Origin of the sequence: Parapedobacter koreensis, from assembly GCF_900109365.1 — a bacterium.
Taxonomy (GTDB): Bacteria; Bacteroidota; Bacteroidia; order Sphingobacteriales; family Sphingobacteriaceae; genus Parapedobacter; species Parapedobacter koreensis.
Map to the genome: position 1 here is coordinate 74,984 of NZ_FNZR01000001.1, position 23,369 is coordinate 98,352.

Genomic DNA, 23,369 nt, shown 5'->3' on the forward strand with positions numbered 1-23,369 from the left:
CCAATCCCCAGCAAACGCTGTATACGTATTAAGTTGCGCTGGGTAACGGTAACCCTATATTGAAAAATGATTTTTTTGTTGGCTAACGAAAAATGCTGAGCCTGGCCCGCAGAAAGGCCAAGGCGCGCGTGATGTTGCTTTCTACCGCTTTCTCGGAGATGCCCAGCATGCCAGCAATGGCTTTATTGCTCAGGCCATCCTCACGGCTCAGGCGGTACACCTCGCGGCAACGCGGGGTGAGATCACCGATGCTTTGCTGAATGTGATGCACAAGCTCTTTTCCTTCCACATAATGTTCAGCGCTGCGCTCATGAGGCAAATCCGCGAGCAGGTGCTGTTCTAAGTATTTGATACGAACAGCCTGTTTGCGGTAATACTCGAAGATTTTGAGCCGCAATCCACCATGTAAATAATCTTTTAGCGTGGTACGGATGGTCAAGGCTTCCCGACGTTCCCATAAATCACGGAAAAGCTCTTGCACCAGTTCCTTGGCGAGCTCCGCATCTTCGGTATCACGCAAACAAGTTAGGTACAATGCCTTCCAATGATCTTCATAGGCCTGCACAAATGTCTTTTCGTCTAGTTTGAGGTGACTCACTTTCTTGGACCGACTTGGTAATCGCTCCAAATATACTTTATTTAGAATGAATAAAAATAATTTCAATTGAAATCAGGGATGAAAAGCCTGATTGTCATAGCGGGTATTTTTGTCATTCATCTTTGGGAAAGTGTGCATCTGCCTTTACTTCGGCTATTTGTAGGGTGTGCCTGGCTGTATGGCCGGGAATATAAAGGAGGGAGTGGTAACCATCCACAGGCCCGAAGGGCGAGTCGGTAACCCGATTGCGCATATCTTCTTCGGAGAGGCTGTTGATGTAATCAATCAGCACGGTACGCTGGCTGCGCAGCTCCGCTAGTGCCACTGCCGCATCCGTGTATTTGCCCGCCTCCGCAGGCGTCAATTCTTTCGATGCCTGCGCCTTGAAACTCCGGTCTGTTATTCCGTTGATAATGTCTTCATCCGTCAGCTTGACCTCGTTCCTGCGCTCGGGATTTGGTGCCTGCGACAGGGTCTCTTGGTTAAAGCCAAGTAGCATTTTTTCGGTAAGGATAATGTGCTCCAGGCATTGGCTTATCGACCAACGGTCCGGTGCGGATTTGAATTTAAGCTGCTCTTCACTAAGCCCAGCCACAGCGTTCTCCAGATCGTCATACGTCTGCTGGCAATAGTTGAGCAAAAAGGCCTTGTCGTGCTGGGCTTCTTGTGCAGCCGATTGTCCAACCAGGAGGGGAGCTGCCGTACTTGTTGCAATGAATAAGATGAAAAATCGTTTCATATCGTCTGAAGTTTGATGATGTGCCCAATGCTTTCGTCGCGCATTACAGCACCTATAGACAAAATTAGCTGGTCACCAGGAAAAACAACGATGCGGAATGCGACATATTCAATGGGGATTTGAGACAAGTTGTTGCCTAAAATAAACTATTTTTGGAACATTCTTATCCTTTAAGTAGCTTTAAGCATGGGAAATATACTTTTGCTCACGGACTTTTCAGTGGGAGCCAATAACGCTGCAGCATATGCCTTGAAACTCGCCTGGCAGCTTGGGTTTGATTTAATTTTATTGCACGTAAAGGATGTCGGCAGCGATGGGGCCATCGCTAACGATACCTTACGCAAATTCGACGATTTGAAAAACAGCATCAGCGCAATGAACCCTGGCAAGGACTACCTCCAACCCGTCTTGATGGATATCATTGTAAAGGGACAACTGAAGGAAGGCATTGCAAAAGTCTTAAAGGAAAAAGAAATCGACCTGGTGGTCATCGGTGCTACTGATGGGGAAAACAAGACGGGTTTTCTATTTGGTAAACGGGTGAGAGAAATTATCGACTGGGTATCCCACCCTATCTTGCTGGTGCCGCCCGCGGCAAGCTTCAAAAAAATCGAGAATGTGTTTTATGTGACGGATATCCGCTATGCCAGTCCCCAAGTGATTGCACGCCTCATGCGGCTCGTGCAGCTATTAAGGGCCAATTTTTCGGTATTGCACGTAGGGGTTTCGGGTCGTCCGGAATTACCTGCAGACCATGCCCAATCGCTATTCAACGATTTCATGGCCAATATACCCGGCCAGGCACCGCGGTTTTTGATCCGCAATGAAGGCAGTAATCCCGAAATGATCATCCGTGAACTTTTTGTGAAGCATGGACAAGATGTATTGGCCGTTGCACACCGTGAGCACCATTTCTTTGGCCACATCTTCATGGAACATCCCACCGAAGAAGCGGTAATCTATAAAGAAATACCCATGCTGGTCATGCCAACATGACCAGGCAACCTTACTTGCAACCTAAGATATTATAGCGAAAAGGTGTACCCAAGCATGACCGTACCGGCTCCGGTGTTATTTTTGCCAATGACACCATCGCCTTTTTGGATCTTGATGAAACCATAATTGCCACCCCCTTCAAGGAATACGCTGCTGCGACCAAATGAATAGGCGATACCGACATTGCCCTCGAATCCAACGTTGACCTTGTTCAGCCGATCCTTGATGTCTGTCTCATCCGTAAGGTTTTGCGGGAATGGTGTGGAGGGATCCATGCGAAGCGGCATTTGACCGCCTTCATCCAGGTACAACTCACTGGTGCCGGTGGTCACTTGCTTGGCGTTGAGCAGGAAGCCTACAAACGGCCCCCCATCCACATAGACCCGGAATGGGCTATTAGCCCCTAAATCCCAACCGAATTTGGCAAGCACGGGCACCAACAGGTAGTCGAATTTTGCTTCGCTTTTGAAATCGGCATAGAGCAAGGAAGGAGCGGGTACGCCCTCGGGTAGGCCGGCTTGCAGGAGCGGGGCTAATTCAGCGGGCACTTCAAGCGCTTGGAACTTATCCTTTTTTCCCCCCTGCGCCGAATACTCAATGGCAGGCTGCAAGGAAAACCGTTTGGACAGCTTAAATTCGGCAAAGACGGCAAAACCGGGGCCGAGTCTGGAGCTGTAGCCTTCACTCAACGGTGTAGCATCATCACCACTTGATGTAAGATTGGGTATACTGAGGCCTCCACGGGCTCCTATACTGACTGTTTGGGCTTTGGCAATGCCACAAATTACAAAAGCGAGCAGGATAAACGTAATTTTCTTCATTTAAGGCGTGATTAGTTATAACGATTGACAAAAGTGCGCAATTGATAGCACATATTTCGTCCAAGAATTGTCATAAACCAACTGTGTACGCCTTAAACTGACGCCTTATGTGATCTAAATGGTGCCACTGGCTACCAAAACACGCTTGAGCCACCGATCTGTGCCATCCATCTTGGGCGTGATGGCAGATCGCGCATGAATAGTATTCCGGTTGTTAAACATGAGCATATCTCCCTTTTCGAGCACTACCCGGATATACACTTGCTCTGCGGACTCTTGCCAGCTGTTATCCAGCATGGCCATTTTAGCAGAAGCAGCGTATTCTTCATGGAACAAACCATCAATCCCATGGCTATAAATCGTCCCGATCAATGAGGATAACTGCTCCTGATACCATTCGATATCGTCATAGCGTGCAATCTTGGTGATGGCCTGCTTGTCTTCCCGGATACAGAGTAACCCCACCCAGTCTGCCCGTGCGGAATAGGCTCCATTTTCGACGTGCCAGTCCAGCTCATTGGTGCTGTAGGGAAACTGAGCAGCGGACTCGCCGCGAACCGGATAGATATTCTGGATGTGCCGATTGCACGGTCTTTCAAAAAGATAAGTCTGTCCGAATAATGCGGCGATGGCTCCTACCAGGCCATCAGAAAACATCGGGATGTGATCGGCGACAAATTGCCTTTTGGGCGTATCCACCAAGAAGTCTTCTGTTGGGAGATTGCGCAGTAGCCCCAAATCGAATTGTTCGGTTTCCTGCTTCCATCCGATCAAACGCGCTGGCATTAGTTTAGCGGCCTGTTGGCAGCTGTGTATAAATGCATCGAAATTTTCCGTGCTATACGGAATGACAACATCGTCTACCATTTCCCGAATGTATCGTTTTTCTTCGCTGGTCAAGGTATAATAAGGTTGTTGAATTTCGGTTATCATCATATTGGTTTTAAAATGTGAAACAAACCTCCCAATTGCCGGAGGAAGCATTAATTTCTTTAAGTGAAGTAGATAATAGGGTCAAGCACATAACTTAGTTTTTTATAGCTGTTCGGTGACAAATTTCGTAATACAAATCAACGTTGTAAATACACCAAAATGGGTATTTTTCAACAGTCTTATCCACAGTGGTGAATATCCGGCAAAAAAAGAACCCCGTTCCATAAAAAAGAAACGGGGTTCCGCCCCAATGGGGATAGGGGCTATCAACCTAAACCTAATGCAAAGGTAAGAAAAAAATCAAAATTGCAACACCCTTCATCGTTTTACCTCCCATCCATAATCCACGTATTCCCAGCTGAAATCATCACCATCCGTGGTTACTTTCAAGTACCCTTCTTCTGTACCATGGAATGCGCCACTCCACCAATTGGCGCTCACGGCACCTGCGGTAATGAATTGCACTCCTTTTACCTTGATTTCTTCGTATAGGTGCTGGTGGCCTTGCAGGACAAGTTTCAGCTTGTGATCGGCAAACATATCGAAGATCTCTTTTTGGTTTACAAAGGTATCCGCATCGGTGTAGCGGCCTTCCAAAACAGGGTAATACAATGACAGGAATGGTACATGCGTAGACACGATAATTGGTTGGCTTGTTGGTGTAGCAGCTAGCAAATCAGCCAACCATTTTTTTTGGGCGTCGCCTACGCAGTATTTGCCATCACAGATTTGCACCGAATTGAGCACGATGAAAAGCCAACCTTTGTATTCAAAGGAATAGTACGAATCACCAAATTGGGACTGGAATAGGCCGCTGCCCGCCAGTTCGCTCTCCTGCCCATCAGCCCAATAGCGGTCATGATTGCCTATCGTATAATGGAAGGGCAGCCGAGCCGCATCGGTAATGGCTTTGTAATCGCGGTACAATTGGAAAGCAATCTCCCGCTGATCGTGCTTGATGCCATCCACGTCTACATTGTCCCCGCCGGTGAGTATAAAATCGGCTCCGCTCCCTTCTGCATGGCTGACAGCTTGCTTGAACCCTTCTACACTCCGGCTCACCGGATTGACATTCATGTGGATGTCCGTAAGAAAAGCGAAACTGAACTTTTCTTGGGCTGGGCTGAATTGAACGCTGCATAAACCAGCGAGTATGGATACAAAAAGAAATTTCATTTTCAACATGTTCGCTTTTTTAATTTTCATTATTCGATTGTCAATAACCACATTTCCGCATTAATATCATCGCCTTGTGGAAACTGGCGCGTGATGGCTTCCATGATGTGCTCACTGTTGTTGGTCAATTCACCATCTGGATACATCCATCGTTTGGGGATCCGTCCATTGTTTACCACGCCTCCACCAGCTACGTTGAACACCGGAAAGCCTGTACGGCGCTGCTCATAAAAAGGATGCCAACCATTGTTCATGAACGACGCGATGTATTTCTGCATGATAATCTGTTCGATTTCCCGGCCTGCAACCAGCCCGGTCTGCGCGATGGATGCAACGTAGGCCGCAGCCTGCTCGGCTGGCACCTGAATTTCTTCCACCGCCGCTGCAATCCCATTGATATAATAATCGCTGGCATTTCCACCAACCCATCCCCGCAAAATCGCTTCGGCAATCAACAATTGCAATTCTGCATAGCTTACGGTTTTGCAAGGTTCGTTTGTAGCGCTGTTGTAATAACGGGCATTGATTTTAGAAACATCTCCGGCGATAACTTTTTCACGATTAGCGCTCAATATGCCACTTCCCAATACCCCGGCATACGCGTTGAAATCGTCATCAGCTAATGCCGCCGCATTGGGTGTTTTTGCAGCATAGCGGAACAATCGCGGATCCCGGAGTTCCTTGAGCAAGTTGACAAACGACTCTTCCATGTATTCAGCGGTCTGGATATCATTGTTGTTGAAATACGGATAGCGGTTGCCGACCAAATCATAATACCGCAAGGATGCATTGTCCGCATTGCTTTCAAAAATCGGATATTGACCCGGATTATTGATAATCTGTGCAAATTTTTGTTTGATATTAAGTGTCATGCTGCCTTCTTTCCGGGACAATGACATCAGCACGCGCAATGAAAACGTATTGATGAGTTTCTTCCATTTCATGATGTCCCCATCATAGATGATGTCATTCAGTACAGGCAAAGATTCCGTGCCCAACATGGCATTGGCTTCTTCCAGTGCCGCCAGGATACCCGCAAAAATATCCGCTTGCTGGTCATATGCCGGCGTATAAAGCTGCTCATCGCCCTTGGCCGCATCGGTATAGGGCACATCGCCGAACCGCAAGGTAAGCTCGTACGTAAGCCAGCTTTTGAAAAACTTGGCCAGCGCGACGTACTCCGGCCTGCCGACACGATTTGCCTCTTGCTCCATTCGGTAAACCAACCGCAAATCATTATATTCATCAAATCCACCACGCTGCCATCCATAATACTGGACATTGCTCACCCCATCGGTATAGACCATCTGGCGTGAGGCAAGCGCAACATTTAAGTCGACTTGATTGAATACATGCTGGGATATGGTATTGAGCAGCAAATCCGGTGAGGCTTGGGTCGTTTTGTTGGGATCCGTACCGAACGAATCAAATTTTTTGCAGGCGCCGAAAAGCCCTGACAGTACGAGGAGAATATATAACCTTTTCATATGCAAAATTCGTGGTAGTTTAAAATTGAACATTGATATTGAACCCAATATTCCGGGTCGATGGGGTTTGCAAATTGTCTCTTCCTGAATCCGGATCTACATTGGGCAATTTGGAAAACAGTAAGAGGTTCCTCCCCACAATATTGACACCGACATTGCTGACAAATCCAATCTCATTAAGCCATTTGCGGGGCAACTGCCAACCGAGGCTGACCTCGCGCAATTTCAGAAACGTTTGCGAGAAGTAGCTGTAGTTGGTATGTGCGTAATTGCTGGTCGTCGTCATGTAATCAATATAACTAACCTCCTGTGTATTGGGTGCAAATTGCCGGGTATCGCTGGTCACATTACCATAACTATCGTAGGTGATTTCGCCCGAAGTAACGACAACCCCCTGCCCTACATAATTTGATAGGCCGTCGTTGGCATCCTCCCGGAATGGATTGACCGTACCTGGATGGGAACCACCCCACCACATTTTTTGGTTGGTCTCTGAAAACATGGATCCACCGATGCGACCATCGACCTGAATGCCCAAGGAAAAATCCTTGAACCTGAAGTTGTTCGTGAAACCATAAACTAAGTCTGGATCCCTGTAGCCGATAAGCCTTGAAAATGGGTCACTTTTGGGCATGCCGTTGCTTTGGTATACCACTTCGCCAGCAGGTGATGTTTCAAACATACTGGTATAGATGGCATCTGCCCGATCGCCTACCTGCAACCTATCTAAGTAAGGTTCATCACCATAGATTTCGGTAAGCGTACGCCGGTAGGTACTCAGGTTCAACAACATGTCCCACGTGAAGGTGCCCCGCACGGGCGTGGCATTGACCATAAACTCCCACCCCTCCCTACGGTACCTGTTGCCATTTTCAAGGCGCTCGAGATAGCCGCTGCTGATGGGTGTGGGCAACCGCACGATTTGATTAAAATCATTCGAACGGAAATAAGCCACGTCGATACTCAACCTGTCGGCAAGCAGTCGCCATTCCAGACCGGCTTCCCACGTGTCTGACGTCTGGGGTTTGATATTGGGATTGATTTGAACATTGCCGAAATTGACAGCGGGCCTGCCATTCCAGATGGTACCCCTATCGTATGAGGCAATGAAGCCGTACGGATCTTCATTATCGCTGGCATCCAGTATAATCCCGCTGGTCACCCGTGCCCATGAACCCCTTAGTTTGAGGAAATTGGTCCACTCCGGCAGGGGCAAAAACCTCGACAACGCCAATGAACCCGCTACTGATGGATAAAAATAGCTGTTGTTTTGCACCGGAAGGGTAGACACTTTATCCTGCCGGCCTGTGACCGTCAGGTACAGGGCATTGTAAAGCTCAAAATCCACAAAACCATAAGCACTGGTCGTCCTCCGCTGTTCGATACTATTGGTAGCCAATATCGGGCTGATGGAATTGTCCAGGTTGTAGAACCCGGCAACATTGAGCCCATCCGTATTGCTTTCTAACTGACGTATGTTCCGGTAATAATTGTATCCACCTAGTTCTGCATGGATAGCAAAATTGTCGGAAAAAGATTGATTGTATTTCAAGATCAGGTCGCTCGCGATATCAAAATAGCTGGTGGCGCGTTCGGTGTAGTTGCCACGGGAGAAGCTGCTATACCCAACATAGCTTTTTGGCTCTTTCCAATTGCGCCGGAGGCCGTACTCATTGATACCATTGCGGAGGCTCACACTGAACTGATCGGTAAACCTATAGTCAAAGGATACCGAGCCGAACACATTGTCTTTATCGTATCCCTGCAAATATTCATACGCCTGGAAATAGGGGTTGTTATACCAAGAGATGTTATAGTGCCGTTGCTGTATGCCTTCTTGTCCTTCCCGCCAATAATTCCGCAAGTCGCGCACATCGATATCAGGGCCGGTCCACAGTACGAGGTTGTACAAATAATTGGTAGGCCCATACCCTACCACCGGAAAATTTTCCGTGTATTCTTTATTGTAACTGATGCGGGCATCCATCAATAAGCGTTCGGTCAATTGATAGTTTCCCGCTACGTTGAATGACGTATTGTTCAAATCCGTATTGGGAACAACTCCTTTTTGATAAATATGGGACGCTGAAGCCCGGAAACTACCACGTTCGGAGGCCTGCGTAAGACTCACGTTGTTCGTGGAAATCAATCCTGTTTCGAAAAAATTACGGATATTGTCTTTTCCACGGCTCAAAAAGGGTAACGGCACTAATTCGCCGGTATTAGGGTCGACAGGGCTGTTGAATTGCGGTGTCTCCCAATAGCCACTGGGCGTAGTGGGATCCGGCTGATCTAGCTTCGGCCCCCAAATCCAGCCTGCGCCTTCCGTACCTCCCCCCGAACCGTCAACATAAGCGTATTGCCCAAAGTTGCCATTGCCATAAATAGTCTGCACTTCCGGTACCCGAATAAAACCAGTCTGGAACTGGGTAGATGAATTGACTTCCAGGTTGATTGCTTTTCCCTTACCCCGCTTTGTCGTGATCATAATGGCACCGTTTTGACCAATGGAGCCATAGAGCGCAGAAGCTGTTGGGCCTTTAAGCACGTTCATGCTTTCGACGTCATCCGCATTAATCCGCCAAAGGTCGGCCGTTTGGTCAGGAATACCGTCAATGACAATCAGCGGTGTACGGCCACGCAATGAAATACCGGGATCCTGAAAAAGATCGGTGGTGTTCCGAATATTAAGACCGGCGACTTTACCCGTCAACGAATTGACTAAATTGGGTTCTCTTGCCTTGTTCAGATCGGATCCTTGCACCTCTTGTACCGCATACCCTAATTTTACTTTCTCCTTTTTTACACCCAAAGCGGTCACCACAACTTCTGAAAGACTCTCGCTGTCTTCCTGTAGAACTATCTGATAGGTAATGGTATCTGTGACCTCCACTTCTTGAAGTACATAGCCAACCATCGAAACACTCAGCACATCCCCCGCTTCTGCAATTAGCTGAAACAAGCCGTTGGCGTCTGTGGATGTACCGGCTAATTTCCCCTGCACCCGAATGCTCACACCCGCTAAGGGCCCGCCCGATACATCGGTGACCGTACCCGTCACCTGATTGCCCTGGGCAGCTGATAAAACAGGAATCAGCAATAGCGCCACTAATAGGCTCACCAACAACTGTGGGAGGTGACGGCAGCATGTGACTCGTTGTCGTTGTTTTTCCATAATTAATTTTTTAGGGTTATTATGTATATATTAATTGAACATTTAGTCAATAAACAAAAATAGTAAGGCGGGTTAAAGGTTAGTTAACCGCAGTATTATCTATTCATTAAGCTTTACTAAAAGCAGGGAATACACTGCAAGCCTAAACAAACATAATTTGTTACAAATCAGATATTTAATTAAATAAATTGAATAACTGTACAGTCAATTAATGCAATCAATTTTCTATCTCGAAACAAATGATTATTTTCGTCAATTCGATTAAAAATCCATTATGGGTAGGAAAAGCTTAAAAGAAATCCGACAACGTGAAATTGTGAAGGTTTTTTATAAAGTGGCCAAGAAAGAGGGGCTTGAAAACACATCCATTGCCAAAATAGCCAAGGTGATGGATATTAATCCGAGTTTGATCATCCACTACTTCCAAACCAAAGAGGAACTTACTTATGCGTTGATAGATTATATCCTGGAAAAGTACTTGCTTATTTATAAAATAAGCCGTGACAACAATGTGCCGCTGCATGAAGCATTGGTTACGGTCATTGATGACCTCTTTTCAAAGAAATGGAATAAATTGTTTGACGATGGCTTATTTTACAGCTGCTACGCGCTGGCATTTCGTGAGGACAAGGTAAAGACGATGTACAAAAACCTGACGGACTCGCTCCGGGAAAAGCTGACGGTGCTTATCCAACGCTGCCAACAGGAAAACGAATTGGATGTGCCAAACCCCAGGCGCACGGCAGACCTTATTTTTGCGTTGGTAGACGGGGCTTATTTTTACCTAAGCCTGGCCGACAACAATAAGGAATTTGACTTGAAGATTGCCGATTATAAAATGGAAGCTTATCGATTATTGGGAATCCGTGACGCTTCGCTTTTTCCGCAAACTACGTGATTTTTTTGAATAGCTGAGTATTCCGAATAGCGCGATAAGCACCCACACGCTATTGGCCGCTATATTGGGATGATCGCGGAAATAAATGGCGCTTATCACTAACCCCAAACCTCCAATGGCGTTCAATACTTGATATCCTACGCCATCAAAGCGTATTTTCCGGAGGTTCAACAGCAGGTAAGCCACCGTGCAAAAAACAAATCCCAGCCATCCAATAATGGTAATCGTAGATTCCGTCATCGCATTCCTGAATGATCTATTTCGCGGCGACGATTTCGATATCCAACTGGAATTCATCTGAAATCGCCCTATCGCCCAATCCACTGAAAAAGTTTCCCGAGCGGTATTTGATATCAAACTGTGTGCGGTCGATCTTAATGCCCTTCGCTGTGGCATGTACCGTACTGCCAGACTGGTGGACTGTTGCAGGGAAGGTGATGGGTTTTGTTATCCCCTTGATGGTCAAATCACCGGTGATGGACAGGTTGCTTCCCGTTCCGCTGATCTTGGTCACTTTAAATACGGCCGTCCCAAACTTAGGGGCATCGAAAAAATCTTCGCTCTTGAGGTGAGTCTCAAGTCTTGTGGCACGGTCGCCCGTCAAATCGGTCACACTGATGGAGTTGATATCGACGGTAAAACTACCGCTTACAAGCGTATTACCATCAAATGCCAGGCTGCCCTGGCTGACACCGATTTCACCGGTATGTTTGCCACCGGCTACGTTATACCCAATCCAACCTATCTTTGATTTGCTGGCATCAACCTTGAACACATCCGCTGCTGGCCGTGTAAACGCATAAAACGCCAATAATGATGCTGCAACAAAAAGTATCGATGAGATGGTTTTTTTCATATTAAGTCTGATTAATGTAGTGAATTGCCGCTGGCTGTTTTTATCCGGATTCAAAGATAAGTGTTGGAACGGTTGTTTGCGCCAATTGATGCTGTAATTTTTTCATTAAAATTTGTTTACCTATTTTCATCGGTCATGAAGCTGCCTGGCGCACTTCGTGAATAAAGTCGTACCTTTGTGCGACTTTTAACTATAGGGAGAGACTACTATGTCAATTGTTAGAGAATCAGACCTGATTGGTATCGGTAAAAAATATCAAATTGAGACCGAAGCCGGGGATTACATGGTTGTGGTTATTCACGACGACGGCCGGCGGGAGCTCTACCGCTATGACCAGGAAGAAAGTGAATCCAAATGTGTGATGACTTTGTCTGATGAAGAATCGCGTCAAGTGGCTGGCATCATCGGTGGCCTGTCTTACAAGCCAAAGGCCCTTGAAACCATTGAAGTTGCGTTGGACGACTTGATCATCGAATGGTATAAGGTGGAAGCCAATGCCTCCAGCATTGGCAAATCCATCGGCGAACTGGAAGTGCGTAAACGTACCGGTGCATCCATCATCGCTGCTATCAAAGGTGGCGATAGCATCATCAATCCAGGACCGGAATACGTCATCACGGCAGACACCACATTGGTAGTGGCAGGCAAGAGAAGCCACATTAAACTGTTGAAAGAAATTTTGTAGCATTCCATAACGCTAGCAGAACCATATGCTGTCACATACCCTGATATTAGAAATAGGCATTGCCGTAGGGTTGGTAGCCGCCGTTGGACTGATATCCAATAGGCTCCGCTTTTCGGTCATTCCTTTCTTCATTCTCATCGGGATGGTGCTCGGCCAACATGCCCCTAAAATCGGCAATATCGACCTTGCTTTTACGGAAAGCAAACCTTTCATCGATTTCATGGGACGGCTTGGCGTATTGTATTTGCTTTTCTACCTGGGATTGGAGTTTTCGGTAGGCCGGCTTATCAAGTCCGGAAAATCCATCCTCACGGGGGGTACTTTTTACGTCGTCCTCAACTTTTGCTCGGGCTTGCTGATGGGCTGGTTGATGGACTTGCCATTCAAGGAAACCATGGTACTTTGCGGCATCATGACAAGCTCTTCTACGGCTATCGTGGCCAAAGTACTTACCGACCTGAAACGCACCGCCAATCCGGAAACGGAAGTCATCATGGGCATGATCATGTTTGACGACCTCTTCATTGCCATGCACATTTCGTTTCTCTCGGGCCTTATCTTGACTGGAAGTAGCTCTTTCTGGACAGTGGCGGGCACATCGTTGCTTGCCTTAGGATTCATTTTGGCCTTTCTCATCTTGGGCCGGAGATTGGTTCCGGCCATCGATAAGGTACTCCAGGACAAGTCTTCCGAACTGTTTATCCTCGTCATATTCGCCCTCCTATTCATCGTAGCCGGTTTTTCTGAAACCATCCATGTGGCCGAAGCCATCGGTGCCTTAATGGCCGGATTGGTATTGGCAGATTCGCAATACATCAAACGTATCGAACAGCTCGTGCTACCTTTCAAGGATTTCTTCGGTGCCATGTTTTTCTTCAGTTTCGGGCTGTCGATTGACCCCATGACATTGGGAGGAGCCGTTAGCTGGGCAGCCATCGCCGCAGTGGTCACCGTGGCGGGCAATGTAGCATCCGGCTATTTTGCATCACGCTTCGCTGGATTAAAAAAGCGGAATTCCGTAGACATCGGCTTTACGCTCGCTGCCAGGGGCGAATTTTCCATCATCATGGCCAACATTGGCAAAGCGGGCAAACTGCTGCCCGTCATCCAATCGTTCGTGGTGGTGTATGTATTGATTTTGTCCATCGTGGCACCGCTATTGACCAAGGAATCGCGTAAAATCTGGAATGCGCTATTTGGAAAAGACAAGGTGGAAAAGAAACCGGTGAAAACACTCAGCGACCTGGAAAATCGGCAAGGGTGACGTGCTATTGGTCACTTATTCCGATGATTGTTGTCCCTTTTGTTGCAGGCATTGAAAATATTGTGGATTTTTGGGGAACAAGCTCCATGCGAGGTTGTTGGTAAGTAAACCAGGGTATACACTTAAAAAAACAAAGCAATGAACCGTTCTATCCTCATGCTGCTGTGCTCGGTAAGCCTGATGGCTTCCTGCAACAACGTTTCCCAATCGGGCGACGAGCGCACCAAGAAGCTGTCATCAATGACCCATGACACCGAAAACCCCACGTCAATTTTCCTCACCTTGCTCGATAAGACAGTGAATGCGACCACCATCTCCTACGTGGCAAAGGGTATTTACAAGAATGACACGGTAGGCTTGCTTATTGAAGTGGATAAAGACATCCCTGCGGGCATCAACGCGGATGGATCGGTAAATGAAGCGGCCGGGTTCAAAAAGGGGGCCATTAAATTCATAAAATCAGGTGCCGAAAGCGATCGCTTTGTAGCTGCGCTCGGCGAACTTTGGCAAGTCAACGATGTAGCCGCCATGAAATCAGCCATCGAACCCTTGGTATTTTCGTCCAATAAGAAGGCTTTTAATGAGGACAAGCCTTCTACCAATAATTTCAAGCTGTTCTTTGATGAGGAGGCACCGATTCCCGGTGAGCTGTTCTTTACCTTGGACACGTACAAACACCTTGTGCAATTCCAAGAAAAGAACGCGCAATACCGATCGCAAATTGTCCATGCTTTTGCGGAATAGCTACGGGTATAGGAGCGCTATCACATAAAGCCGAGCTCTAATTGGGCGACCTCACTCATCATGCTTTTGTCCCATGGTGGGTCAAAGGTCAATTCTACCAACGCCCGGCTTACACCATCCACCCCTTCTACCTTGCGCTGAACTTCATCCATGATATTGCCCGCCACGGGACAGCCAGGTGCAGTAAGCGTCATGACCACCTTGGCCGAGCCGTCTTCTTTCGTAATGATCTCGTATACCAAGCCCAACTCTACGATATTGACCGGTATTTCCGGATCAAATACGGTCTCCAGCACCTCCGTAATGGCCGGCGCGAGATTCAACGGATCATTGATAATCATCATTTTCCTCCAATTGTGATAAGACAAAGTTAATGCTTTTTTTGCACAAACGGCAGTTGGTCTTTCATCTTGACATTGCCATCGCAAAGCCGTACCTTTAGCTAACCATCCATATCAGAAGATGAACATTATTACCGCAGCACAGACACGGGATGCCGATCGGCATACCATCGAAACCGATCCTATTGCTTCCATCGATTTGATGGAAAGGGCTTCCGGCACTTTTGTAACGGTATTCATGCAGCTGTATCCCGACAGAAACACCAGCATACTGGTTTGCTGCGGCACAGGCAATAACGGTGGCGACGGACTGGCCATCGCACGCCTCCTGCAAGCGCACGGGTATGACGAGATTGCGGTATGGATAGCGCGGTTTAGCGACAGGGAAAGTGACGATTTTTCGGCAAACCTCGCCCGCCTGCATAACACTCCTATCCCCATCACCGAGTTTTTTCCGGGTGACGAGCTTCCCGTCATTCACCAAGCGGTCGTCATCGATGCCCTGCTGGGATCCGGACTGAACAAACCCTTAACGGGGGACTGGCTGCGGCTGGTGCAACATATCAATGAGGCAGCAAGCCGAAGGGTAGCTGTAGACATTCCCACTGGACTACCGCCAGATGGCATCATCCCAGAAGCGCAATATACGGTGTATACGCACGACGTGATTTCGTTTCAGCGGCCTAAGCTGAGCTTTTTTTTTCCAGAATCGGCAAAGGCCATCGAACGTTTCCACGTCGTAGACATTGGCCTTGACGAGTCCTTCATTGAGCGGTTGCCCAGCGATTTCAGCCTCATCACCGCAGCGGACATCCAACGGATCTACCACAAAAGGAAACCGTTTACCCATAAGGGTACGTATGGGCATGCCCTGCTCATCGCCGGAGACAGCCGTACCATGGGCGCCGCCTTGTTGAGTTGTGGGGCAAGCCTATACAGCGGCGCTGGCCTTACTTCGGCTTGCATCCCGCCAGAAGGGCTTGTGGCACTAAATACAAGCCATCCGGAAGTGATGTACTGCCCGGCGGCCGACTTGCCTGAGGCGTGGGACAAGTTTGACGCGGTGGGCATCGGGCCGGGGTTGGGCCAGCGGGAAAAACTCCTTGCCGAATGCCTGACATACGTAGCGAAGCCCCTGGTGATCGATGCAGATGCCATTAACCTGCTTGCCCGAGCATCCCCACTGATGGGCCGCCTCCCCGGGCAATGTATCCTCACCCCGCACATGAAAGAATTTGACCGCTTGTTTGGCACGCACCGCACTTGGTGGGACCGGCTATGCACGGCGAGGGAACAGGCCGAAGCCCGCCACATCATCTTGGTATTGAAAAATCGCTATACCTTTATCGTGACGCCTGATGGCAAGGTATACATCAACCCCACTGGTAATCCGGCGATGGCCAGCGGAGGCACGGGCGATGTGCTGACGGGAATGCTCACGTCATTCCTCGCACAGCACTACACGCCCGAAGAGGCGGCTATACTGGCGTGCTATTTACATGGCGCTGCTGGTGATCTGCTGGCTAACGAAGGTATGGCTGTGGTACCGGCGGGAAGATTATTGGAAAACATACCGAGGGCTATTGGAACGCTGAACCAGCAAAATAGCTAATGATCTCACGGGTTTGGCGTTCGTTCAGTACTTCCCGCAATTGGTCCGCAGTGGCTTCCCGTATTTTTTTGACCGACTTAAATGCTTTGAGCAGTTTTTCAGCAGAGGTCTTGCCGATGCCGGGAATATTCTCGAGTTCGGTACGGAAGGTTTTCAGGCTGCGTTGCTTACGGTGGAAGGTGATGCCAAAGCGGTGGGCTTCATCCCGCAGGTGCTGGATGATTTTCAATGTCTCTGATTTTTTATCTAAATACAACGGATACTGGTCACCGGGATAATACAGCTCTTCCAACCGTTTGGCAATGCCGATGACGGTGACCTGCTTGTCTATACCCAATAGCTTGAGACTTTTGAGTGCAGCGGAAAGCTGGCCCTTACCGCCATCAATGACGATAAGTTGCGGGAGGGTCTGCCCTTCATCCAACAGCCGCCGATATCGCCGATGTACCGCTTCTTCCATGGTGGCAAAGTCATTGGGTCCCTCAACCGTTTTGACATTGAAATGCCGATAGTCTTTTTTTGACGGCTTGGCGTCTTTGAACACCACGATGGCCGATACCGGATATTTCCCTTGGAAATTGGAATTATCAAAACACTCGATATGCCGTGGTAGCACATTCATCCGAAGGTCTTTCTGCATCTGGGTAAGGATGCGCTCGGTCTTCAGTTCAGGATTCAGCTTTTCATACTGGTCCAGCCGTTCTTTTTTGAAATAAAGCGCATTCTTCAAGGAAAGATCCAACAGGTTTTTCTTCTCACCCAGTTTGGGTATGGTAAATTTGATATCCTCCGATTTGATGCCAATGGCAAAAGGAACGATAATTTCCTTGGATGTACTGTTGAAGCGGCTCCGGATTTCAGGAATAGCCAGGCTGAGCAGCTCGCCATCGGCTTCGTCAAGCCTTTTCTTAAGTTCTACGGTCTGCGTTTGGATAATCACGCCATTCATGACCTTGAGGTAATTGACAAACGCATGGCCTTGATCGGACGCAATGCTGAATACATCCACATTGGTGATGGAGGAATTGACCACGGTGGACTTGCTTTGGTAACGATCCAGTAGGTCGAGCTTGCTTTTCAGGTGGTGGGCATATTCAAAATTCAAGCCGACTACGGCACCATCCAGCTGATCTTTCAGCCGCCGGATGACCACGCCGATTTTGCCGTTGAGAATATCGCGGATGTCATTGAGGTTTTGCTCATAATCATCCTCCGTTTGATACCCCTCGCATGGCCCCTTGCAATTGCCTATCTGGTATTCCAAACACACCTTGAACTTTCCCCTGCTGATATTTTCCTCGGTAAGCGCGAGGTTGCAGGTACGCAATGGGAAAAGCTCACGGATCGTTTCCATGATCGCGTGCATCATGCCCACCGACGCATAAGGGCCAAAGTATTTCGAACCATCCTTGATGTATTTCCGGGTAGGGAAAACACGCGGGAAAGGCTCGTTTTTAATGACAATCCACGGATACGTCTTGTCATCTTTGAGCATGACGTTATACCGGGGCTGGTGCTTTTTGATGAGGCTATTTTCAAGCAGCCATGCATCGATTTCGGTATCGACGATGGTAAATGTGATGCGATTGATCTTGCGCACCAGCACGCGGGTTTTTCCGTTGAGCAGGTTGGTCTTTACGAAATAAGAACTAACCCGGTTTTTGAGATCCTTGGCTTTACCGATGTACATGAGCTCCCCGCTGGCGTCCCAATACTGGTATACGCCCGGCCGATGCGGTATTTCTTCAAGTGCCTTACGGTAATCAAATTTGGTCATCGCTTATAGCCCCAAACTAAACCAACTCAAAATCCCAATCGGTCGTCCAATTTTTCTTCGTCTTCCCCTAAAAACCGCTCAAATTTGCTGCAATCCAGTTCGCGGGTAAGCCCCCCTTCCGGTAAGGGAAAATCACCTTTGGAGTAGTGGAGTGAGGTATCGGCATAGACTTTTTGCATGTAGATAGCAAAAACCGGCAATGCGGCCTGTGCCCCCTGCCCTTCGGCCATCGAATAAAAACTGATGCCGCGATCTTCAGCACCCGTCCACACCCCACTCACCAATTCCGGGGTGATGCCGATAAACCAGGCATCCGCATTGTCATTGGTCGTACCGGTCTTCCCGCCGATGGGATTCGTAAAGTTGTACCGGAAGCGCAATCGCTGTCCTGAACCTTCGTCCACCACACTCCGCAGCATATCCACCATAATGTAGGCACTCTCGCTATTCAGCACCTTGGTTACACGGGGCGCCTTTTCATAGATGGGCATTCCATTTTTGTCTTCTATGCGCAGGATATACGTAGGTTCTACCCACACGCCTTGGTTTACAAACGAGGAATAAGCCCCCACCATGTCGTATACGGAGGCCTCATAAGCCCCCAGCGCGATGGACGGGTACTCCGGTACTTCGGAAGTAATCCCCATGCGCTTGGTCAGTGTAGCGACTGCCCTGGCACCCACTTCATTGATCATATAGGCCGTGGCAAAATTCTGCGAATTGGCCAATGCCTTGCGTAACGTGATGGGGCTCCCCACGGATTCGCCACGCGGCGTCCATGCATACTGGCCAGTACCTACGGTCAACGGCACATTCGGGACTTGAAAGCATGGTGAAAAATCATTATCAATCGCTACCGCATAGGTAAATGGCTTGGCCGTAGAGCCCACCTGCCGGGTACCCATCTTTACTTGGTCATATTTATAGTGCTCGAAATTAATGCCACCCACCCAAGCACGCACGTAACCTGTATGCGGCTCCATGGACATGAATGCGTTCCGGAGGACGAGTTTGTTGTAACGGATGGAGTCCATGGGCGTCATGGTGGTGTCCTTATTGCCTTCCCATGTAAATATCGTCATCGGCACGGGCGTATCGAAATCTTTCCGGATCTCCTCATCCGATTTGCCAGCCTGCTTAAGCACCCGGTAGCGATCGGAGCGCCGCATACCCGTTTCCAATAACTTGGCTTTGTCACCTTGGAACGGATTCCGGTTGCGCCATTGCCGATCGAAATTCGCCTGAATGGTTTTCATCCATTCTTTCTGTGCTTCCTCAGCATATTGTTGCATTTTGGAGTTGATGGTGGTATAGATTCTGAGCCCGTCCCTATCCAGATCCCACGGCGTGCCATCTGCCTTGGTAATTGACAGCTTGTTAAATTCCTGCTGGATGTCACGCTTCAATACCGCCCTTAAATAAGGGGCGAGCCCCTCACCGTAATTCGATATTAGCCTCAAATCCGTAACTAACGGTTCCTTTTTCAGCTTTTCAGCATCCTCCCGGGCAAGGAAACCTTCTTTTCGCATATTATCGATGACCACATTACGGCGCGCAATGGCATTCTGCGGGTACCGTACCGGGGAATAAATACCCGGCCCCTTGAGCATCCCCACCAATAGGGCCGCTTGCTGCACATTCAGCTTATCCGGCGTGGTATTGAAATAAGTACGTGCCGCCGATTTAATGCCATACGTATTATAAGCTCCGAAATCCACGGTATTGAAGTACATCGTAATGATTTCTTCCTTGGTGTAATTGCGCTCCAGGCGTACGGCGGTAATCCATTCCTGGAATTTCTGGATGATACGTTTGGCGGTATTGCGGGCGCGGCCTTCCGAAAACAGGTTGAGCGCCAATTGCTGTGTAATGGTACTGGCCCCCTGTCGATTGCCCACCAGGTTATAAAAAATAATGGTAAAGGTGCGCCGGTAGTCAATGCCGGAATGTTGGTAGAAGCGTTTGTCTTCCGTGGCAATGAGCGCCTGTATCAAGTAGGGTGACAATTCGTCATACCGCACATTGGAACGGTTTTGTACAAAATAGGTACCCAGTACCACACCATCATCCGAGATCACTTCAGACGCAAGGTTGCTTTTCGGGTTTTCCAAATCACGGAAAGTTGGTAGTTTTCCAAAAAGCCCCATCCCGACACTGAAAATGAATAAAAAGCCTAATAAGATGAGGCCTATCAGTATTTTCCAAAAATTGCGGGTATATCGGCTGACTTCTGCTTTTGCTAACGTATTCGTTTTCTTTGTCTGTTTCTTCATTATTTTCTAGTACTAAGTACTGAGCTACTCCTTGCCCCGTTCGCGCTGTTCTTGGTAAATGGCGTGGTAATCATCAATTTTATCAAAATCAGATAACGTGCCAAAATGCGTTTCAGTAATTACAAATGTGTTATAGATATCTCCCGGGATTTTCATCACATCGGGTAACAATGGTAATAATTGTGTTTCATACCGCCTGACCTCATCATAGCTGTAAAATGGGCCGATATAGACCAATTGATTTTCGCCATTTACGATTTTCAGTTGGTGGCTGATGGCATTCCCCGTATACCGGGTGCGGTTGAACTGGCCAATGCCGAATCGCGAGGGGGCTAGGTTCACCCGTTCATTCATCACATTGACAACAAAATAATAGGTAGCCGAATCGGGAAGCAATTCAATATCCCGGTAGGCATTCGGCGCGATCTCACCAACTTCGGCTGTCCTTGCCAGCTGCTGCCTGGATACGCCAGACGTGTTGCCGATGGCATTCCGGCCACTTATTCCGGTTTGTCCGGCGGCATTGACGGCCAGTTGCCTACGTGGCCTGGGCCGTTCCGGCCCGCTATTGATCACCAATTGCGGCCATAGGGTCATCGTTGGCTCGTCTACAAACCGCTCCCGGCTTTCGTCGGCAGCTTGCAACGCGTACGTCCGGGCCGCCAGCGTGTCCCTGTTTGCTGCTATAAAGGCAAGGTGCTGGTTGGCCAACGGCGTAATCAAGCTATCAGCGGGAAAATCGTTGACAAGCTGCTGCAACGCATTTTCAAACGTATCCAGCGGTGCGGTGCGCCCCAGCGCCAAAGCCCGCAAATAGCCCAATTGGCTGATGAGTTGTTGCCGCTCGGGCTTTTGGCGAAGTAGCCGTTCTACCTCTTCAATGACCTCCCGGTATTGCGCTTGCGTGTATCGCGTATATATCTTTTCATACGCTTGATCCAGCACCCGCTTTTGTTGTTCGAGCTTCGCCATGTATGAAGGATCGCGGATCAGGTGGCTATACAACACATCTGGAAAGTCCTTCAACAATTTGTCTTTGTAATATGCCGCGCGCGGTTCATCCACATCCGTGTATAGCCGGTACAGGTTGTAATAAAGCAGTGCCGCATCTTTGCTATCCGGATAGCGTTTCAATAAGTCTTCATACGTATTGGCAGCTTCTTTAGTATCGCGCAATTCATCGCGATACGTGTTTCCAACGCGGAGCAAAGCATCCTGTATCTGGCCATGCGAAGCGGCCAGTTTCTCTTCGGTATCGGGCAATGCATTTACATAACGTTCCCGAAGCTTCGATGCCCATGCCGTGCTGTCAAATGCCAGGGTATCTGCCAATACGGCCGCACCCTCCCCGAAAGCTGCGGGGCCGCTGCCGCCCGTGGTCGATGGCTGGCTCAGCATATCGCTAAACCGCCAATTGTCGCGCAGTTGACGATTGCCCCACCGTCGCCGAAATTCTGCTTGCCCCATACCCATGGCATCCGGATTGTTGAAGTAAAACCGATTGTCCGTATACGTGACTGTCTCGGTGATCATATCATCAAACGGCAGCCGCTGCGCGGATTGCCGCCCGGCTTCCTTTACCTCACTTTTATTGGTCTCCAACTGGGCATAAGCATGGCTGATAATGCTGTCAAGCGCTACCCTGCGCTGTGCTTCGTCCAATCCAACAAGATAGTGTAAGCTGTCTTGGTAGGCCACCACTTGCAATTGAGCTATCAAATCATCCAGGTTGGCTATTTTGCGTTGTACAGCCCCTACGTCGGGAAAATCCGCAGGCAGCGACATGCCTACGCTGTCGTAGTAGTGCTTGGCCGTTTGGTAATTTGCAACGTTAAAATAGTGATCAGCCAATTTCAGGTAAGTGAGTGCCGTTTGATAGCGATTATCGCTTTGCTGGCGCAATGCCAAATCGTAATTAGCCAAGGCTTCAGACAGGTGGCCCTCGGCATAAAACACGTCAGCGATCTGATAATAAATTTGATCCTTGAACGCTACGTTTTTGCCATCACGCAACATGCGCCGCAGCAACTTTACGCGATCCACGCCCGTTGTGCTGCCTGCTGTCGCGAGGAAGATACGGTTCAAGTCTGCATAAAACGACATTTCATACGGTGCATTGCTGTTTACTACCCGGCTATAATGTTGGTATGCTTCTTCTGCTCGGTCATGTTTTTGCAAAAGTTGTCCCAACAGGAAGTGCCAGCGCAGCCGGGTAGGCCTATGCCGGGTATGTGCTATGGCCTGTTGCAGCATGGAGATTGCGGATTCCTCATCATGGTTAAGCAGGTAGTACTTGGCTTGCGAGGCAAAAGCCAGCCCTTGGGATTTTTTATCCGACTCCAGTTGCATAAACGCGGTATCCAATACCAATCCGGCCTCATGCAGATTCCCCAATTGCATCAGCGAGCGGGCCTTCTCAACCAAGGCAGCCTGCCGGTATGCGGGCATATCAGCGAATGCCTCGGCAACATAGGTAAAAAACTCAGCCGCATTGTAATAATTCCCCTTTAAATAATTGGCTTTACCCGTAAGCAGGTAAGCTTCATTGATGTACTTGCTTTTCGTTTTCCGATTGATGATGTTCAACGCCTTTTCGATGACCGAATCCATCAATTGAACATTGGCCGCAGCCGTAGCTTCCGTAGGCTCAATCAGCACGGGAAGCAATTGCTGGTAGTTTTCTTTATGCGATTCAAAATTATCACGTTCGACGTCAGCAATGATTTTGCGGCCATGATAAACAATATTATACCTTGCGGTAAGGTTCTCCATCATATCATACTCAGGCCCTTTGTCTGCTTGCCTGTTTACGGCGCAGGCTACAATCACGAAAGACAACAAGGCTAAAGCAGCTGGGCGAAAAAATGAAAGAGAATATAGATTACGTTTCAATGCCGCTATTTCTTAGAGGATGTGCCATAAAAATAAATATCTTTGCTGGGAACACATCTGCAAAAATATCATTTATTTTTATACTTTCATTGGAAAGCAATG

General features: G+C 48.4%; 19 protein-coding genes. 6 read left to right on the forward strand and 13 right to left on the reverse strand.

The genetic code is table 11. The features are described from left to right. Nucleotides 1-82 precede the first annotated feature (82 nt). The gene (locus tag BMW65_RS00315) at nucleotides 83-628 is read right to left on the reverse strand and encodes a sigma-70 family RNA polymerase sigma factor (protein WP_177180935.1); all 546 of its coding nucleotides are present in this window, start codon (nucleotides 626-628) and stop codon (nucleotides 83-85) included. 82 nt (nucleotides 629-710) lie between these two features. Then, nucleotides 711-1,337, reverse strand: coding sequence for a DinB family protein (locus BMW65_RS00320; RefSeq protein WP_090601874.1), 627 nt, complete (start codon nucleotides 1,335-1,337; stop codon nucleotides 711-713). Nucleotides 1,338-1,523: 186 nt separating this feature from the next. Here BMW65_RS00320 and BMW65_RS00325 point away from each other — a divergent pair, with 186 nt between their 5' ends. Beyond that, nucleotides 1,524-2,333 (forward strand): universal stress protein, encoded by an 810-nt coding sequence (locus tag BMW65_RS00325; RefSeq protein ID WP_090601876.1) that lies wholly within the window; start codon nucleotides 1,524-1,526, stop codon nucleotides 2,331-2,333. Between the two features lie 29 nt (nucleotides 2,334-2,362). Here the strand turns inward: BMW65_RS00325 and BMW65_RS00330 are convergent, their stop codons facing one another. From BMW65_RS00330 to BMW65_RS00350, 5 genes are all read right to left on the reverse strand, one after another. Further along, the gene (locus tag BMW65_RS00330; RefSeq protein WP_090601878.1) at nucleotides 2,363-3,154 is read right to left on the reverse strand and encodes a porin family protein; all 792 of its coding nucleotides are present in this window, start codon (nucleotides 3,152-3,154) and stop codon (nucleotides 2,363-2,365) included. 114 nt (nucleotides 3,155-3,268) lie between these two features. Continuing rightward, nucleotides 3,269-4,090, reverse strand: coding sequence for a TauD/TfdA family dioxygenase (locus BMW65_RS00335; RefSeq protein WP_143053746.1), 822 nt, complete (start codon nucleotides 4,088-4,090; stop codon nucleotides 3,269-3,271). Nucleotides 4,091-4,405: 315 nt separating this feature from the next. Then, nucleotides 4,406-5,272, reverse strand: coding sequence for a metallophosphoesterase family protein (locus tag BMW65_RS00340; protein ID WP_177180936.1), 867 nt, complete (start codon nucleotides 5,270-5,272; stop codon nucleotides 4,406-4,408). 20 nt (nucleotides 5,273-5,292) lie between these two features. After that, nucleotides 5,293-6,750: a SusD/RagB family nutrient-binding outer membrane lipoprotein gene (locus BMW65_RS00345; protein ID WP_090601883.1), complete on the reverse strand. Its 1,458-nt coding sequence runs from the start codon at nucleotides 6,748-6,750 to the stop codon at nucleotides 5,293-5,295. Nucleotides 6,751-6,769: 19 nt separating this feature from the next. Beyond that, on the reverse strand, nucleotides 6,770-9,925 hold the full coding sequence (locus BMW65_RS00350; protein WP_090601884.1) for a SusC/RagA family TonB-linked outer membrane protein: 3,156 nt from the start codon (nucleotides 9,923-9,925) through the stop codon (nucleotides 6,770-6,772). Between the two features lie 274 nt (nucleotides 9,926-10,199). Between BMW65_RS00350 and BMW65_RS00355 the strand changes: the two genes are divergently transcribed. Next, nucleotides 10,200-10,823, forward strand: a complete 624-nt coding sequence (locus BMW65_RS00355; RefSeq protein ID WP_090601886.1) for a TetR family transcriptional regulator — start codon at nucleotides 10,200-10,202, stop codon at nucleotides 10,821-10,823. Here BMW65_RS00355 and BMW65_RS00360 read toward each other — a convergent pair. Together BMW65_RS00360 and BMW65_RS00365 are read right to left on the reverse strand one after the other, a co-directional pair. Then, complete coding sequence (locus BMW65_RS00360) at nucleotides 10,779-11,063, reverse strand: CBU_0592 family membrane protein (protein WP_090601887.1); 285 nt, start codon at nucleotides 11,061-11,063, stop codon at nucleotides 10,779-10,781. The two genes, BMW65_RS00355 and BMW65_RS00360, sit on opposite strands and share 45 nt — an antisense overlap. A gap of 16 nt (nucleotides 11,064-11,079) precedes the next feature. Continuing rightward, nucleotides 11,080-11,679, reverse strand: coding sequence for a YceI family protein (locus BMW65_RS00365; protein WP_143053747.1), 600 nt, complete (start codon nucleotides 11,677-11,679; stop codon nucleotides 11,080-11,082). 208 nt (nucleotides 11,680-11,887) lie between these two features. On the opposite strand from BMW65_RS00365, the gene BMW65_RS00370 reads away from it, so the two are divergent. The 3 genes from BMW65_RS00370 to BMW65_RS00385 all read left to right on the forward strand — a co-directional run bounded on the left by BMW65_RS00370 (nucleotide 11,888) and on the right by BMW65_RS00385 (nucleotide 14,372). Next, nucleotides 11,888-12,364, forward strand: a complete 477-nt coding sequence (locus BMW65_RS00370; RefSeq protein ID WP_090601890.1) for a cation:proton antiporter regulatory subunit — start codon at nucleotides 11,888-11,890, stop codon at nucleotides 12,362-12,364. A 25-nt stretch (nucleotides 12,365-12,389) separates the two neighbouring features. After that, nucleotides 12,390-13,628, forward strand: coding sequence for a cation:proton antiporter (locus BMW65_RS00375; protein ID WP_090601892.1), 1,239 nt, complete (start codon nucleotides 12,390-12,392; stop codon nucleotides 13,626-13,628). 138 nt (nucleotides 13,629-13,766) lie between these two features. Next, nucleotides 13,767-14,372, forward strand: a complete 606-nt coding sequence (locus tag BMW65_RS00385) for a hypothetical protein (RefSeq protein WP_143053748.1) — start codon at nucleotides 13,767-13,769, stop codon at nucleotides 14,370-14,372. 20 nt (nucleotides 14,373-14,392) lie between these two features. On the opposite strand, the gene BMW65_RS00390 is transcribed toward BMW65_RS00385, so the two are convergent. Further along, nucleotides 14,393-14,716: an iron-sulfur cluster assembly protein gene (locus tag BMW65_RS00390; protein ID WP_317040382.1), complete on the reverse strand. Its 324-nt coding sequence runs from the start codon at nucleotides 14,714-14,716 to the stop codon at nucleotides 14,393-14,395. A gap of 118 nt (nucleotides 14,717-14,834) precedes the next feature. On the opposite strand from BMW65_RS00390, the gene BMW65_RS00395 reads away from it, so the two are divergent. Beyond that, the gene (locus BMW65_RS00395) at nucleotides 14,835-16,325 is read left to right on the forward strand and encodes an NAD(P)H-hydrate dehydratase (RefSeq protein ID WP_090601897.1); all 1,491 of its coding nucleotides are present in this window, start codon (nucleotides 14,835-14,837) and stop codon (nucleotides 16,323-16,325) included. On the opposite strand, the gene uvrC is transcribed toward BMW65_RS00395, so the two are convergent. The 3 genes from uvrC to porW are packed head-to-tail and all read right to left on the reverse strand — an operon-like array spanning nucleotide 16,294 to nucleotide 23,267. Then, nucleotides 16,294-18,102 carry an excinuclease ABC subunit UvrC gene (gene uvrC / locus BMW65_RS00400; RefSeq protein WP_090601899.1) on the reverse strand — a complete coding sequence of 603 codons (1,809 nt, stop codon included), beginning with the start codon at nucleotides 18,100-18,102 and terminating at the stop codon, nucleotides 16,294-16,296. The two genes, BMW65_RS00395 and uvrC, sit on opposite strands and share 32 nt — an antisense overlap. Before the next feature lie 26 nt (nucleotides 18,103-18,128). Beyond that, nucleotides 18,129-20,375 (reverse strand): transglycosylase domain-containing protein, encoded by a 2,247-nt coding sequence (locus tag BMW65_RS00405; RefSeq protein WP_090601901.1) that lies wholly within the window; start codon nucleotides 20,373-20,375, stop codon nucleotides 18,129-18,131. Nucleotides 20,376-20,399: 24 nt separating this feature from the next. Beyond that, nucleotides 20,400-23,267, reverse strand: coding sequence for a type IX secretion system periplasmic lipoprotein PorW/SprE (gene porW, locus BMW65_RS00410; protein WP_177180937.1), 2,868 nt, complete (start codon nucleotides 23,265-23,267; stop codon nucleotides 20,400-20,402). Nucleotides 23,268-23,369: the final 102 nt, after the last annotated feature.